At 33.4% G+C, this 14,287-nt stretch carries 11 protein-coding genes and 1 pseudogene; 8 read left to right on the top strand and 4 right to left on the bottom strand.

Features of this window, described 5'->3' with window-relative positions; translation table 11 throughout:
- Window positions 1–57: 57 nt before the first annotated feature.
- From ACYQ0E_RS00495 to ACYQ0E_RS00485, 3 genes are all read left to right on the top strand, one after another.
- On the top strand, window positions 58–684 hold the full coding sequence (locus ACYQ0E_RS00495; RefSeq protein ID WP_460186308.1) for a thiol:disulfide interchange protein DsbA/DsbL: 627 nt from the start codon (window positions 58–60) through the stop codon (window positions 682–684).
- A 449-nt stretch (window positions 685–1,133) separates the two neighbouring features.
- The gene (locus tag ACYQ0E_RS00490; RefSeq protein WP_460186307.1) at window positions 1,134–2,789 is read left to right on the top strand and encodes an acetolactate synthase large subunit; all 1,656 of its coding nucleotides are present in this window, start codon (window positions 1,134–1,136) and stop codon (window positions 2,787–2,789) included.
- A gap of 41 nt (window positions 2,790–2,830) precedes the next feature.
- The gene (locus ACYQ0E_RS00485) at window positions 2,831–3,169 is read left to right on the top strand and encodes a hypothetical protein (protein WP_460186306.1); all 339 of its coding nucleotides are present in this window, start codon (window positions 2,831–2,833) and stop codon (window positions 3,167–3,169) included.
- 28 nt (window positions 3,170–3,197) lie between these two features.
- On the opposite strand, the gene recQ is transcribed toward ACYQ0E_RS00485, so the two are convergent.
- Window positions 3,198–5,000 (bottom strand): DNA helicase RecQ, encoded by a 1,803-nt coding sequence (gene recQ / locus ACYQ0E_RS00480; RefSeq protein WP_460186305.1) that lies wholly within the window; start codon window positions 4,998–5,000, stop codon window positions 3,198–3,200.
- Window positions 5,001–5,183: 183 nt separating this feature from the next.
- Window positions 5,184–5,795: a nitroreductase family protein gene (locus ACYQ0E_RS00475; RefSeq protein WP_460186304.1), complete on the bottom strand. Its 612-nt coding sequence runs from the start codon at window positions 5,793–5,795 to the stop codon at window positions 5,184–5,186.
- A gap of 340 nt (window positions 5,796–6,135) precedes the next feature.
- On the opposite strand from ACYQ0E_RS00475, the gene ACYQ0E_RS00470 reads away from it, so the two are divergent.
- From ACYQ0E_RS00470 to ACYQ0E_RS00460, 3 genes and pseudogenes are all read left to right on the top strand, one after another.
- A complete protein-coding gene (locus tag ACYQ0E_RS00470; RefSeq protein WP_460186303.1) occupies window positions 6,136–7,059 on the top strand; it encodes a hydrogen peroxide-inducible genes activator in 924 nt (307 codons plus the stop codon).
- Between the two features lie 25 nt (window positions 7,060–7,084).
- The gene (locus ACYQ0E_RS00465; protein WP_460186302.1) at window positions 7,085–7,858 is read left to right on the top strand and encodes an MlaA family lipoprotein; all 774 of its coding nucleotides are present in this window, start codon (window positions 7,085–7,087) and stop codon (window positions 7,856–7,858) included.
- Window positions 7,859–8,082: 224 nt separating this feature from the next.
- Window positions 8,083–9,000: pseudogene (locus ACYQ0E_RS00460) on the top strand (IS256 family transposase, variant Zn-binding type); the annotation flags it as partial.
- 40 nt (window positions 9,001–9,040) lie between these two features.
- Here the strand turns inward: ACYQ0E_RS00460 and nhaA are convergent.
- Window positions 9,041–10,420, bottom strand: coding sequence for a Na+/H+ antiporter NhaA (gene nhaA, locus ACYQ0E_RS00455; RefSeq protein WP_460186301.1), 1,380 nt, complete (start codon window positions 10,418–10,420; stop codon window positions 9,041–9,043).
- Window positions 10,421–10,495: 75 nt separating this feature from the next.
- On the opposite strand from nhaA, the gene nhaD reads away from it, so the two are divergent.
- Entirely contained in the window at window positions 10,496–11,914 is a 1,419-nt protein-coding gene (nhaD, locus tag ACYQ0E_RS00450; RefSeq protein WP_460186300.1) for a sodium:proton antiporter NhaD, read from the top strand.
- A gap of 41 nt (window positions 11,915–11,955) precedes the next feature.
- Here nhaD and ACYQ0E_RS00445 read toward each other — a convergent pair whose 3' ends face one another.
- Window positions 11,956–13,527, bottom strand: a complete 1,572-nt coding sequence (locus ACYQ0E_RS00445; RefSeq protein ID WP_460186299.1) for a 7TM domain-containing protein — start codon at window positions 13,525–13,527, stop codon at window positions 11,956–11,958.
- Between ACYQ0E_RS00445 and ACYQ0E_RS00440 the strand changes: the two genes are divergently transcribed.
- Window positions 13,526–14,005, top strand: a complete 480-nt coding sequence (locus ACYQ0E_RS00440) for an ATP-dependent zinc protease family protein (protein WP_460186298.1) — start codon at window positions 13,526–13,528, stop codon at window positions 14,003–14,005. The two genes, ACYQ0E_RS00445 and ACYQ0E_RS00440, sit on opposite strands and share 2 nt — an antisense overlap.
- Window positions 14,006–14,287: the final 282 nt, after the last annotated feature.

The following is a 14,287-nucleotide window of genomic DNA, read 5'->3' as shown; positions in this document are numbered from 1 at the left end:
GAGACCTTTATATTTAGGTCTCTTTTTAAGTGATTAATGATATTTAAGGAAACATTTATGCAGCGTAGAGCATTTTTAACCGGATTAACTGGTCTAGTGGCTACTCAATCTTTTTCAGCGTCTGCTGCTCAAGAATTTGAGTTACAAGAAGGTGTTCAATATCAATTAGTACCCAAACCACAATCTACCGCTCCATACCCTAAACAGGTTATTGAGGTTTTTGGTTATGGTTGCCCACACTGCTATCACTTAGAACCAAGTATTCATGAATGGTTAAAAACAAAACCTAAAGATATTCATTTTGAACGTATGCCAGTTGTTTTTAATAACCCTAACTGGGTTTTTATGGCTCGTGTGTTTTTTACCGCACAAGAATTAGGTGTGGTTGAGCAATCGCATATGCCATTTTTTAATGCCTTACATAGAGATAAAAAACAACTGTTTACCGTTGAAGCACTTGCAAAATTTTACAGTCAGTTTGGTGTAAAAGAGAGTGAGTTTATATCAACTTTTAAAGGTTTTAAAGTTGATCAATTAGTTCGACATGCCGGTCAATTAACTAGAGATTATGGCGTTGAGGGTGTTCCTTCAATCATAGTAAATGGTAAATATTTAACCGATGTTGGTATGAATAGTACCCGCAAGAAAATGTGGGCTACCGTTGATGAACTTGCCAATATGTAATAATCTTTAAACCCACCTTTAACGGTGGGTTTTTATTTTTGTCATACTTAATTATTTCATCTTTTTTAATCGTTTTATTTTATTTATTAAGTTACTTTTTTAATTGTTTTATCTTTAAACAAACCAATCCCCACTCTTTTTCCTCATACTTCTAATACAATCAAAGTTCTATTTATATAATTATTCTTTTACCAGGCCTGGTTATTTCGCTTTTTAGTCTTCATAATAAAGTCCATTAAGTATGCAATATGCATATAAAATCGTTCTAGATAATTAAAAGAGACCTTTCACGAGTCAAGACACGGTTAAAAGTGGCTAAAAATTACCTGTTTTTTTGTTGAATACTTGCTAATAGCTGCATTATTCGTCGCAACCAAGCAAGTTTTATTACATTTTTTCACGCACCTCACTCATACAAAGGTCTTTAAAAATATAAAAGAGAGCATTCCATGAAAGCGGCCAATCTGTTTGTTAAGTGTTTGGAAAATGAAGAAGTCGAATTTATTTTTGGTATTCCAGGAGAAGAAAATCTCGATATTATGGATGCCCTTCTTGATTCAAATATTCAGTTTATAACCACCCGACATGAGCAAGGTGCCGCCTTTATGGCTGACGTTTATGGCCGTTTAACAGGTAAACCCGGTGTTTGTATGTCTACACTTGGACCTGGAGCAACAAACCTAGTAACCGGTGTTGCTGACGCCAATATGGATAATGCGCCTTTAGTTGCTATTGCTGGTCAAGCAGCCACTACACGCTTACATAAAGAATCACATCAAGTGGTTGATTTAGTCAGTATGTTTAAACCAATTACGAAATACGCAACTCAAGTTTTAGAACCTGAAACCATTCCAGAAGTAGTACGTAAAGCTTTTAAACTTGCTGAAGCCGAAAAACCAGGTGCCACCTTTATTGATTTGCCTGAAAATATTACAGAAATGGACACCTTAGAACTCCCACTTCCTGTTAGTACAAATCGCTTAACATTTGCACATCGTAGTTTATTAAAACAAGCTGCCGAACAGGTTTCTAAAGCTAAAAATCCACTCATTTTAGTCGGTAACGGTGCCGTACGCGCTAGAGCCAGTGACTATATACAAGAGTTTGTTACTAAACACAAAATACCCGTTGTAAATACCTTTATGGCAAAAGGAATTGTGCCATTTTGGAATGAAATGTCTATGGGTACAGCAGGCCTGCAAAAAGGCGACTATGAAAATGCTGGGTTTGCTAAAGCAGACCTAGTGCTTTGTGTTGGTTTTGATATGGTTGAATATCATCCACATTTATGGAATCCAAACCGTCTTCACACCATTATTCATATAGATACACAAAAAGCAGAAGTTGATAACCGCTATATTCCAGAAATTGAATTAATTGGTAATATCGGTGCTAATTTAGCTGGATTAGGTGAAGCTTTAGATGAAATTCTTGATACACCAATGCAAGCTACTCAAATTGACTTTTTATTACGTGAAGCAACCATAAAAGAGATGAATCGTTGTTGTAAAAGCGACGATTGGCCAATGCTACCGCAAAAAATCATTTGGGATTTACGTACCGCTATGGACTCAGACGATATTGCTATAAGTGATGTTGGCGCCCATAAAATGTGGATGGCGCGTATGTTTCGTTGCGATGAACCCAATACCTGTATTATCTCAAACGGTTTTGCCGGTATGGGTATTGCGGTGCCTGGTGCGGTGGCAGCAAAACTTGCTTATCCTGATAAAGCCGTAGTTGCTGTTACCGGTGATGCTGGGTTTATGATGAACTCACAAGAAATTGAAACTGCATTGCGTTGTAATGCGCCTATTGTTATTTTAATTTGGAATGATAGCCAATATGGTTTAATTGAATGGAAACAACAACGTCGTTTTGGTCGTTCCGCTTATATAGATTTTAAAAATCCTGATTTTGTTGATTACGCTAAATCTTTTGGCGCACAAGGGGTTCGTATTGAATCCGCAGATCAATTATTACCAGCTTTACAAACTGCACTCAAAAATAATACGGTAACAATCATAGATTGCCCAGTTGATTATTCTCAAAATGATCGATTAACTGAATTATTAGGTAACGTTTTATCTGAGATAGATGATTAATATTAAACCAATATTTATAAATTTAAAATGAGTTAACACTAATGATTTATATTGAACGTAATGAAGATAATCAAATAAATAATATTTATTTTACACCTGCACCAGGTTTAGAAGAAATTAGTTTACACGATCCTAAATTAAAAGACTTTATTGAAACAGCACCAAACAGTGAAGAAATCATTCAAAAGGTTTTACATCAACTTGATTTAGATATGGTGCGGGTAATTGAAGATGTGGTTGATATCTTAATTGATAAAAATATTATGTTATTTACCGACTTACCAGAAGCGGTACAAAATAAAATTTTATTTAAGAAAAGAATTCGTAATTTAACAAATAATAATTCAATTATTGAAGATGAAGAGTCAATTAATTTTTAGCATTTTAAAATAAAGCATTAAAAGCTTACTAAACTTCTCTTAATGCCGCTAAAAATTCAAAACCATACCGTGATAACTTAGTTTCACCTACACCAGTAATCATTAATAATTCAGCATCTGTTTGTGGTTTCTTTTGCGCCATTTCAACCAAAGTAGCATCACCAAAAACTTGATAAGCGGGTATATCTTCACTCTCGGCAATTTCTTTACGCAAAACTCTTAATTCTTCAAAACAATCACGATCTTTGTCTAATAATGTTTCTTTAACTGACTTTTTACCAGGCCTGGTAATTTTAGTCGTTTGTTTTTTTGGAAACGCTAATTGAACTTCTACCTTACCTTTTAAAACATCACCAGAAAGCGCTGTAAGCTTCAACACTGAATAATTTTGAATATCTTGGTACAAGTACCCTAAATGAATCAGTTGACGCAGTATGCTTGACCATTCATGCGCAGAATACTCTTTACCAATTCCGTAGGTACTCAATTGATTATGATTCAGATTACGAATACGTTCATTATCCATACCACGTAATACATCAATCACTTGTTTAGCACCAAATCCTTGGTTTAATCTATACACACAAGATAAGGCTTTTTGCGCCACTTCTTTACCATTAAATAAAGTGGGTGGATCTAAACAAATATCGCAATTGCCGCAAGGTTTATGACTCGGTTCTGCAAAATAATTTAATAACACATTACGTCGGCAGGTTTGTGCCTCGGCAAAATCAACCATACTCGATAATTTAAAGTTTTCTAAACGACGTTGATTTTCATCAGGAACATTTTCTACAAAGTGTTTAGCCGTAGCCACATCTTGCATACCAAATAATAATAAAGCTTCAGAAGGCAAACCATCACGCCCTGCTCGCCCTGTTTCTTGGTAATAACCTTCAATGTTTTTTGGTAAATCATAATGCACTACAAAACGGACATTAGGTTTATCAATACCCATACCAAATGCAACGGTGGCAACAACAATATCCACTTCATCACGTATAAACTGTTGATGCACAGAATGTCTAATTTGTGCGGGTAATCCAGCATGATAGGCTTTAGCATTAAGCCCTTCTTCCTTTAGTTTTTCGGCCACTTCTTCAACCCGTTTACGGCTTAAAGCATAAATAATTCCGCTCTCTTTTTGATGCGTTTCTAAAAACCCCATTAATTGCTTCATTGGGTTATGTTTTTCTAATACTTTGTAGCGAATATTCGGTCTATCAAAACTGCTTACATGTATCTTAGGTTCATGAAAATGCAGTTTATCTATAATATCTTGGCGAGTAGTACGGTCGGCCGTTGCGGTAAGTGCAATAAAAGGCACTTGATCAAATTTTTCTCTTAATAAACCCATTTGACTGTATTCAGGTCTAAAATCGTGACCCCATTGTGAAATACAATGCGCTTCATCAATAGCAAATAACGCAATAGGCATACTTTGTAAACGTTGAATGAACTGTTGATTTAACAAACGTTCTGGCGATACATACAATAAATCTAATTGCCCAGAATGCAATTTTGCCAACACTTCTTCTGCCGAATGAGTATCTAAACTAGAATTATAATAAGCCGCAGACACACCATAAGTTTGTAATGCTGAAACTTGATCTTGCATTAACGCAATCAAAGGCGAAACAACAATAGCTGTGCCTGATCTAATTAAAGCGGGTATTTGATAACAAAGCGATTTACCGCCGCCTGTTGGCATTAAAACAAAACAATCTTGGCCAGAAATAACGTCATTAATAATTTCAGCTTGTTGATTACGAAACTGATCGTAACCGTAAACTTTTTGTAAAACTTGTTGTGCTGTTAATGACATAGACATAAATATATTAAGAATCGGTTTGTATAAAGGGACAAGTAAAGTAGAAGATTACACTTTAAAACACAAGTTTAAAGCATATTTAAATGTTATTTAAATAAGATTAAATCCATTTTGTTCATTTTACCCTCTGCTTACATCGTTTTGTTTGCCGCAGGGCATACCATGCCTGGTAAATCTGAAAATTTAATCTAAATAAACCGTTACATCTTCAAGCGGTTTTCTTTTGGGTGATAACTTTGGAATACAACTTTCATCTATATTTCCAATATATAAAGCACCAATTAACTCCATATCTGAAAATTTAATATCCAATATTTGGTAAGTTTTACTCTCAAATATAATTGGCCCAGTACTCCACTGAACACCAAGTTGTTGTTGCCAAGCCATAAGTTGAAAATTTTGAATAGCGCAAGCACAGGCTGCATAATCTTCTTTTTGGGTTATTTCACAAGAGCTGCGTTGTTGACCAACTAAGACTATTTTGGGAATAGCCATAAATTTATCAAACGCTTGCTGATAAAATTTATCGTAACAACATGCTTCTAATAAAGATTTTTTTTCTGCTCTTTTTTTTGCATAAATATCCGCAAACTGCGATTTAGCCTGTTCACTTACAACCCAAAAACGCCAAGGTTGTGTTAATTTATGATTAGGAGCCCAAATAGCACTTTTTAAACAAAGATCCACTTTATTATCATCTACTGGAAACTTATTTTTATCTAAAAACTGGTAACATGTTCTTCTAGATTGAAACAAATCCAATAGAGAATCTGTATTGATATTTGTTGGTTTCATAAAAATTTGTTTCCTAATATTTATTAAGTTACTTGATATAAATTAGTCAATAAGCCCTTGGGATAACTTATGTATTTTTGTGGATAACTTAGTGAAAAAAGACAAAGTGATATTTTATCCACAATTCACGCACACTTACACACATACTTTATCAGAAACTCTACACACACCTTAATCACATACTAACTATTTGATAAAATACCTTAATTAAGACTTATCTACAGATTTCTTTGTGCTAATAAGAACTATAAGAGGTTATATATATAAAAAATATATACTTTACTAAGTAAACGACTTATCCAAATAAGTTCCATAATCAACTTCAAAAAAAGACAATTCAATGACATTAAATGAACTTAAATATATTGTTGCTGTTGCTAAAGAAAAACATTTTAGAAAAGCATCAGAAACCTGTTTTGTGAGTCAACCAACATTAAGTGTGGCAATAAAAAAATTAGAAGATGAATTAGGCGTTATTTTATTTGAACGACGTAAACAAGATGTTTTGATAACTCCAGTAGGTCAAAAAATTATTAGAATTGCTGAAGAGATTTTAGAACGAAGTAAAGATATTAAACAAATAGCTAAAGAAACTCAGGGGGATTTAATCAGTGAATTAAAAATAGGAGCAATCTATACAATAGCCCCTTATTTATTACCTAAATTGATTCCTAATTTTCATAAATTAGCACCCAATGTGCCTTTAATCATAGAAGAAGGCTATACCCATGTATTAGCTGATAAATTGCAATCAGGTGAACTGGATATTGTTATTCTTTCTTTGCCATTTGACGAACCTAATATTGAAACCTATACACTTTATGATGAACCTTTTAATGCCATTATTCCTAATGATCATCCTTTAGCAAAAAGTAATAAACCTATTAAATTACAAACGATAGAAGATGAAACTTTTTTATTATTAGGTTCTGGCCATTGTTTTAGAGACCAAGTGGTTGAAGCTTTTCCTAATCTTACTCATATGAATTATCAAAGTAACCGTTTACAAAAAACCTTTGAAGGCAGTTCTTTAGAAACGATTCGATATATGGTTTCTTCTGGGGCAGGTATCTCCATATTTCCATGTACATCGCTCTCAGAACGTGATGGTGAGCTTTTTACAATAAAACCATTAGCAAACCCTATTCCTAAAAGAACGGTTGCCCTTGCATGGCGTAAGACGTTTTCACGTATGCAGATATTAGAATTATTTAAACAAACGATTGAAGAAATTAAAATTCCTTGTACACTGTCTAAAAATTAACCTAAGAATCGTTAAATAGAAAATTATGATAAAAAAAATAGTACTTTCAGTTGCTTTAAGCACTCTATTCTTTAGCTTCAATAGCTATGCAGATTTAGAAGAGTTTGATGTAACACCAAAAAAATCAAATACACCTATTCCTGCAATGAATACTGAAGATCCTTACGAATCTTTTAACCGTACAATGTTTGATTTTAATTTAGGATTTAACGATACAGTAGGTAAGCCAGTAGCTGATGCTTATAACGGTGTTGTACCACAACCTGTACGTACAGGTATTAGTAATGTATTTAATAACCTAGGCACCCCTTTATCAGCCGTTAATTGCTTATTACAAGGTAAGGTCGAAGACGGATTATCAGAAATAATGCGTTTTACGTTAAATACGACTTTTGGTTTGTTTGGTCTTTTAGATATTGCTGAACCGGCTGGCTTAGCACCTAAAAACGAAGATTTAGGTCAAACTTTATATAAATGGGGCGTTTGGAATGAAAGTAATTATTTAGTGCTACCAATTCTTGGACCTTTTACTACACGTGAATTAGTTGGTGGTTTAACAGAAGCAACTTATGACCCTGTTTATAATGAAATGTTAGATGTAACAGATACAGATAGAGTCATGATTTATACAGGTGATAAATTTGTTGAATACACTAAAATAGTTAAAATTTTAGAAGATATAAAATCACAACCAGATCCGTATGTTTTTAGTAGAGAAAGTTATTTACAATACAGAAATAATCTAATACATGATGGTCATGCACCACAACCAACTTTAGATGATTTTGATTTTGAATAATAACAATTTTATAGATTTTACCAGGCCTGGTAATATTTAATTAGATATAAAAAACCCCGCTAATTAATACAAATTAGCGGGGTTTTTTTATCAGTGAATTTTTATTATTTACGAGTTAATGAAAAAAATAGGGGTCTGTTTTTAGATGTAACCTGTTTAAAATAAAGGGTTTTTAGGTAAAGTTTTAAAATGAGTTTTAAAAGTTTGCGAAAAAATGCCCTAAATGCACCTCAAATAGAACCAAAAAGGCAGGCAAGCGTAACGGTATCCAGCGTTACTTTTGTCACGTCTGCCAATCAAAATTCCAGCTCAAACGAAAGCCTAAAAAACACATCGATAAAGTCTTTAAGGAATACTTCTATCAAAGACAGACACTTCAATGTTTGGCCGATAAATACAAAGTAAGCATCCCCACTATTCGGTCATGGATTTCACAATATACCCCAACAAAAGCAACCGCAATTCCAAGTGACATCATCCTCATTGCAGATGCGACTTTTTTTGGTAAACGCATCGATAAGTTTGGCGTACTTGTGTTTAAAGATGCCATCACATCTAAGGTACTCTGCTGGCGTTATATTCAAACAGAAACAATTCAAGATTACATCGTTTTAAAACAAGAATTAGAGGATCAAGGATTCAATATAAAAGGTGTCGTACTCGATGGACGAAGAGGCTTAATTCAAGCGTTTGAAGGAATTCCTGTTCAATTATGTTTATTCCACATACAGGCGACTATCACCCGTTATTTAACAAAAAATCCCAAGCTAATACCTGCAAAAGATTTAAAAGAAATCGCTGGATATATTCAATATGTTGACGAAGATTTATTTAAAGAAATGTTGGAAGAATGGTTTTCAAAACACGAAGCATTTTTAAAAGAAAAAACATTTCATGAGCATTCAAATCGATGGAGTTATAAACATCGTAGAGTAAGATCCGCTTATCGAAGTTTGAAAACAAATATAGCATTTATATTTACCTATCAAAAACGCAAACGGCTTCAAATCCCAACCACCACAAATGGACTTGATGGCGGGGTATTTTCACCATTAAAAAACTTACTTAGTGCGCATAAAGGAATGAATTTTGAGTTAAGAAAAAAGCTGATAGATGACTTTCTAAATACCTTACAAAAATAATGGTATCAGACCCCCGTTTTTTTCATTAACTCTTATTTACTTAGTTTTCAGTTTGTTCTAAATGAATTGGTTTAGCTATAAAACGTAACCAAACAAAACCAATAATCCCGGCAAATAAAGAAGCAAATAAAATCCCTGTTTTAGCCTCTAATAACATTTGCATACCATTTTCAGAACCATACCAAGCAAGTTCAGCAATAAATATAGACATAGTAAAACCTATACCGCCTAAGAAAGATACACCAAATAATTGATTCATTGTTGTGTCTTTTGGCAGTTTTGCTAACCCTATTTTAATGGCTAAAAATGAAATACCAGCAATACCAATGACTTTACCAATCACCAATCCTGACATAACACCTAAAGTAACGGGTTCTAATACCATTTGGCCCATTTGGCCAAAGTCTAAAGCAATACCAGCATTAGCTAATGCAAATAACGGTATAACAATTAAACTGACAGGTAAATGAAAATCATGTTCTAAACGGTTTAAAGGCGCTTGAACGGCATGAACAGTATCTTCCATATTGTGTAATACGGCTTTTTGTTGGTCATGTAATTCATGTTGTTCACCAATAGGGTGTTGACGGAATTTATCGGTTAAATTAGCTATGTGTTCATCAAAATACTGTGGATTAAATTTAGGTTTATGGGGTATTGCTAAAGCGGTTAAAACCCCTGCAATAGTAGCATGAACACCTGATTCAAGCATAAATACCCACATTAAACCACCTACTAAAAAGTAAGGTAGTGGATGATGAATACCAAAACGATTAAAGACAATTAATACACCAAAAAAGACAAAAGCCATTAACAGCGAGAAAATGTGAATTTGGTCAGTATAAAATAAAGCAATAACACCCACGGCAATCAAGTCATCTACAATAGCTAAGGCGACTAAAAAGGTAACTAAAGCAACAGGTACACGTTTACCTAATAAAACGAGAGCACTGATTGCAAAAGCAATATCGGTAGCCATTGGAATCCCCCAACCATTTTCACTTGGTAATCCCATATTAATGTAGTAGTAAATTAAAGCAGGAACCGTAACTCCACCAATTGCCGCTAAAATAGGTAAAAGCGCATTTTTGGGTTCAGAAAGTTCGCCACTTAATACTTCACGCTTTATTTCTAAGCCAATGACAAAAAAGAATAACGCCATTAAACCATCATTAATCCAATGATGAATAGAGTGATCAATACTAAAACTACCCACGCTAATAGCGATATGAGTATGAAAAATATGGGCATAGGTTTCAGCAAAAGGGGAGTTGGCTAAAATAAGTGCCACAATGGTCATAAACATTAATACCAAACCGGTTGTGGTTTGTTGGTGTATAAAACGTTCAAAAGGGGTAGCTACTTTGTTAAATAGTGTTTCCCAAGGAGCTAAAATTCGATGTTTTTTCAATGGTTTCATATAAAGTAATTCTTTTAATTTATCAAGTTCAAACCATTATAATACAGGGATTAATTTGAATATAAAGGGAAAGTAATGAAAACTGTTTTAGCTATTTTTAGCTTAAGTTTAGGGTTATTAGTGCCAGGTTTAGCATTTGCGAGCGAAAATGTTAATTTATTGGATTTAGCCAATAGCTGGGCAGGTTATGTCAGCTTAGGTATTTTTGTACTGGCTTATATATTGGTTATGACAGAAGAATTTTCTCATTTAAGAAAATCCAAACCCGTCATTTTGGCAGCAGGTTTAATTTGGTCCATTATCGCTTATGTCATGTTACAAAATGATATGCCAAATGTGGCCGAAGAAGCTGTAAGACATAATATTTTAGAATTTGCAGAACTGTTTTTATTTCTTTTAGCCGCCATGACATATATAAACGCCATGGAAGAACGTCAGGTTTTTAGCGCGTTACGAGGTTGGTTAGTCTCAAAAGGGTTTAGTTATAAACAATTGTTTTGGATAACCGGTTTATTGGCTTTCTTTATTTCACCTGTTGCAGATAACTTAACTACGGCATTATTAATGGGGGCCGTAATTTTAGCGGTTGGAGCAAATTCACCGGCTTTTGTTAGTTTAGCTTTTATTAATGTGGTGGTTGCTGCCAATGCCGGAGGAGCATTTAGCCCATTTGGTGATATAACTACTTTAATGGTTTGGCAAAAAGGGTTACTGCATTTTAATGAATTCTTTAATTTATTAATACCTGCTTTAGTTAACTTTGCGGTTCCGGCCATTATTATGACTTTCTTTTTACCAAAAGGTTCGCCAGAAGCGTTAGATGAAACAATAAATATGCGTCGTGGTGCTAAACGTATTATTTTCTTATTTTTTGCAACCATTACAACAGCCGTTTCAATGCATAATTTCTTACATATGCCACCCGTTTTAGGCATGATGATGGGGTTAGCCTACTTGCAATTTTTTGCCTATTATTTAAAGAAAACAGGCGAGCTTTCTTATGAAACAGGCAATACTGGTGAAGGTGAAACTCATGATGAAGCTAAACCTATTACGTTTGATATATTTAACAAAATAGCCCGCGCTGAGTGGGATACATTATTGTTCTTCTTTGGTGTTATTTTAGCGGTAGGTGGTATAGGTACTTTAGGTTACTTAAGTTTAGCTTCAGAGGTAATGTATGGCCAATGGGGTGCTACAAACGCTAATATTGCAGTAGGGTTACTTTCTTCTATTGTTGATAACATACCGGTGATGTTTGCAGTGTTAACTATGAATCCTGATATGAGTGATGGCCAATGGTTGCTAGTTACATTAACTGCTGGGGTAGGGGGTTCATTACTTTCTATTGGTTCGGCGGCTGGAGTCGCCTTAATGGGACAATCAAAAGGGCAATATACTTTCTTTAGCCATCTTAAATGGACACCTGCAATTGCTTTAGGGTATTTTGTTAGTATTTGGGTACATACCATGATTAACAGTAGTTTGTTTTAATCTATAAAAACTAAATATAAGTTTTAATTAAAAGCGGTTAATTATTTAACCGTTTTTTTTGTATCTACTGTTTTATCCAAATTAGAAATAGGCTCTATTTTATCTGGATTCTCTGAGGATATATCACGATCTTTTTGTTCAGTATTATCTTGATTTGAATCATATGGTTTACAAAGCAAAATGGCTAAAGCAATCGTAATTAAATGCAATTCTGGGTGTTTAAGAAATTGCTCACCAATAAAAGAAAATTGCAAAATTAACACCACTAATAAAGACATCATTAAGGTGTTAAACATTTTTATATTAGAGGGGTAATTACCTTGTTTTTTTATATTTACAAAATATTTATCAATTAATAACGCCAAAACAACCACTGGCAATAATACGTCTGTAGGGTTATTTAGCCAATTAAACATATCTGACAAAGTCATAATAAAGATGAGTATTAAAATTAAAAAAGTTAAGGTAACTGTATGTTCAACAATTTTATTTTTATTACTGACTAATTTTCTTATAAAAATAGTAGGTAAAAAAATCAGGGCCATAATGGTTAAACTGAGTAATAAATCCGTAAAAGCTAAGGCCATTCCTAACAATGCTGGGGTTAAATTTCCATAGGTTTCTATTCTAAATAAAGTCTTTAAGTACGCTGTAATTAATATAGCAAAAGGTAAGGTCAGCAATATTTTGAGTATGTCTTGAACATCTATGGGTAAGAGTTCCAAATTATAGAGTTTTTCTATATTAAATTGGTTATTAGCTTCTAACTGTACTTCCGTAAATTCAATATGTTCTTTTATATTTTTGGTATGAGTTAATTTGGAATATTCCAATAGATTTTTAGTTAATGGAAAGAGTTTATGCGTGTTTTCAGACCAAACATCTAAAGTTTGCCAGGCCTGTCCGTTATATATTTCTAACCAACTTCTTTTATAGCTATTCCCTAAGCGATCAATTGCAACACCACATACATTTCTACTAGGAATATTTAAAGAACGTAAAGTAATAAAAAGGTTTTTTTGTTTCTGTATCCAAACTGAACAGGGTTGATTAACCAGTTTAGAATAAGCCGTAAAAGTACCCCAGTAAGCAGTATATTGATTAATAAAATCATCAATAGGAAAAGGATCTTTTTCTTTTATATTGGGTAAATTTTTTTCTAAAGTGGTAATAAATTTTGCAGATTTTTGTTTTTCTAAATCACTAATTTTAGTGTATCTATTACGTTCTTCATCTTTAATAGAATAAGTCGTTTTTTCAGGTTGAATATGTGAAAAATAATACTGAAAAGTGATAGGACTCGGTTTTTTATCAATAGAAATCAGAGTAATTCCGCGGTCAACGCCTTCTTTATAATTGCGTTTAATAATACGCCAACCGTTATAGCTTAATGTTTGAGAAATAACTCTGTTTTCTTTAGTCGAATAAGGAAGTGCTAGGTGTATTTCTGTTTTTGGTTTTATACTGCCAGTAAACTCATATTGCATGGTGAGTTGGCTTTGTAAATGCATCGATGGTTGTGTGATTGGTAACCAAAACATTTTTAATAAAAAAATAATAATGGCTATAGCAACTAACCCTAAAACCACTTTAATATTTGAAAGGTGCAACATGAAATTTTTCGTTACCCTATTATTGAACTTAATTTTATTAAGTTATGCGCCATTTTCACAGGCAAAAACTGTTATTGGTTGGGTTGAGGATATAACTTTTTATGCAAACGGTAAAGAAATTACTTTACCAGCCAAAATTGATAGTGGTGCAGATCATTCATCGTTACACGCTACCAATATATTAGTATTTAAAAAAAATAATCAAAGATGGATTAAATTTACCACAGAGCACAACCTTGTATTACAAATACCGCTTTATAAAGAAACCAAAATAAAAACAAAAAAAGTAGGGCATCAAACTAGGCCTGTTATTTTATTAGAAGCCTGTATTGCAGGAAAAATACGAGAAATAGAAGTGAGTTTAGTAAATAGAAGTCATTTTACTAAACCATTATTAATTGGTCGTTCTGCATTACAAGGAGTTTTAATTGACCCTAATAAAACACACTTAATGACAAGTATTCAATGCTTGCCATAGTTATCGTTGGTTTATGGATTTGTGCAAAGGTCTCTATATATGTTTCAAAAAAAAAAGCGACATAAAATAAATCTATTTTATGTCGCTTTTTAATCACTATTTTTAAACTGAAAACTAAATTAGTTATCCAGAATATTGGTCACGTTTTAATTTTTCTATATAGGCTTTACGTTTTTCAGGTGGTAAGGCGGCTAACATTTTTTGTAATTTTGCTTTTTGTTGAGCGGCATAATTTTGATTAGCTTGTGATGGCGGTGCTATTTTTGCGCCTCGTTTTTCTAA

It is taken from the genome of Thiomicrorhabdus hydrogeniphila (assembly GCF_054656895.1).
This window is presented reverse-complemented; position numbering and strand designations above follow the sequence as displayed.

Bases quoted from the DNA above. Each gene is read 5' to 3' on its own strand.
- ACYQ0E_RS00445 (WP_460186299.1), bottom strand. From the start codon at position 13,527: ATGTTGCACCTTTCAAATATTAAAGTGGTTTTAGGGTTAGTTGCTATA.
- nhaA (WP_460186301.1), bottom strand. From the start codon at position 10,420: ATGAAACCATTGAAAAAACATCGAATTTTAGCTCCTTGGGAAACACTA.
- ACYQ0E_RS00475 (WP_460186304.1), bottom strand. From the start codon at position 5,795: ATGAAACCAACAAATATCAATACAGATTCTCTATTGGATTTGTTTCAA.
- nhaD (WP_460186300.1), top strand. From the start codon at position 10,496: ATGAAAACTGTTTTAGCTATTTTTAGCTTAAGTTTAGGGTTATTAGTG.
- ACYQ0E_RS00485 (WP_460186306.1), top strand. From the start codon at position 2,831: ATGATTTATATTGAACGTAATGAAGATAATCAAATAAATAATATTTAT.
- ACYQ0E_RS00470 (WP_460186303.1), top strand. From the start codon at position 6,136: ATGACATTAAATGAACTTAAATATATTGTTGCTGTTGCTAAAGAAAAA.
- ACYQ0E_RS00465 (WP_460186302.1), top strand. From the start codon at position 7,085: ATGATAAAAAAAATAGTACTTTCAGTTGCTTTAAGCACTCTATTCTTT.
- recQ (WP_460186305.1), bottom strand. From the start codon at position 5,000: ATGTCTATGTCATTAACAGCACAACAAGTTTTACAAAAAGTTTACGGT.
- ACYQ0E_RS00440 (WP_460186298.1), top strand. From the start codon at position 13,526: ATGAAATTTTTCGTTACCCTATTATTGAACTTAATTTTATTAAGTTAT.
- ACYQ0E_RS00495 (WP_460186308.1), top strand. From the start codon at position 58: ATGCAGCGTAGAGCATTTTTAACCGGATTAACTGGTCTAGTGGCTACT.
- ACYQ0E_RS00490 (WP_460186307.1), top strand. From the start codon at position 1,134: ATGAAAGCGGCCAATCTGTTTGTTAAGTGTTTGGAAAATGAAGAAGTC.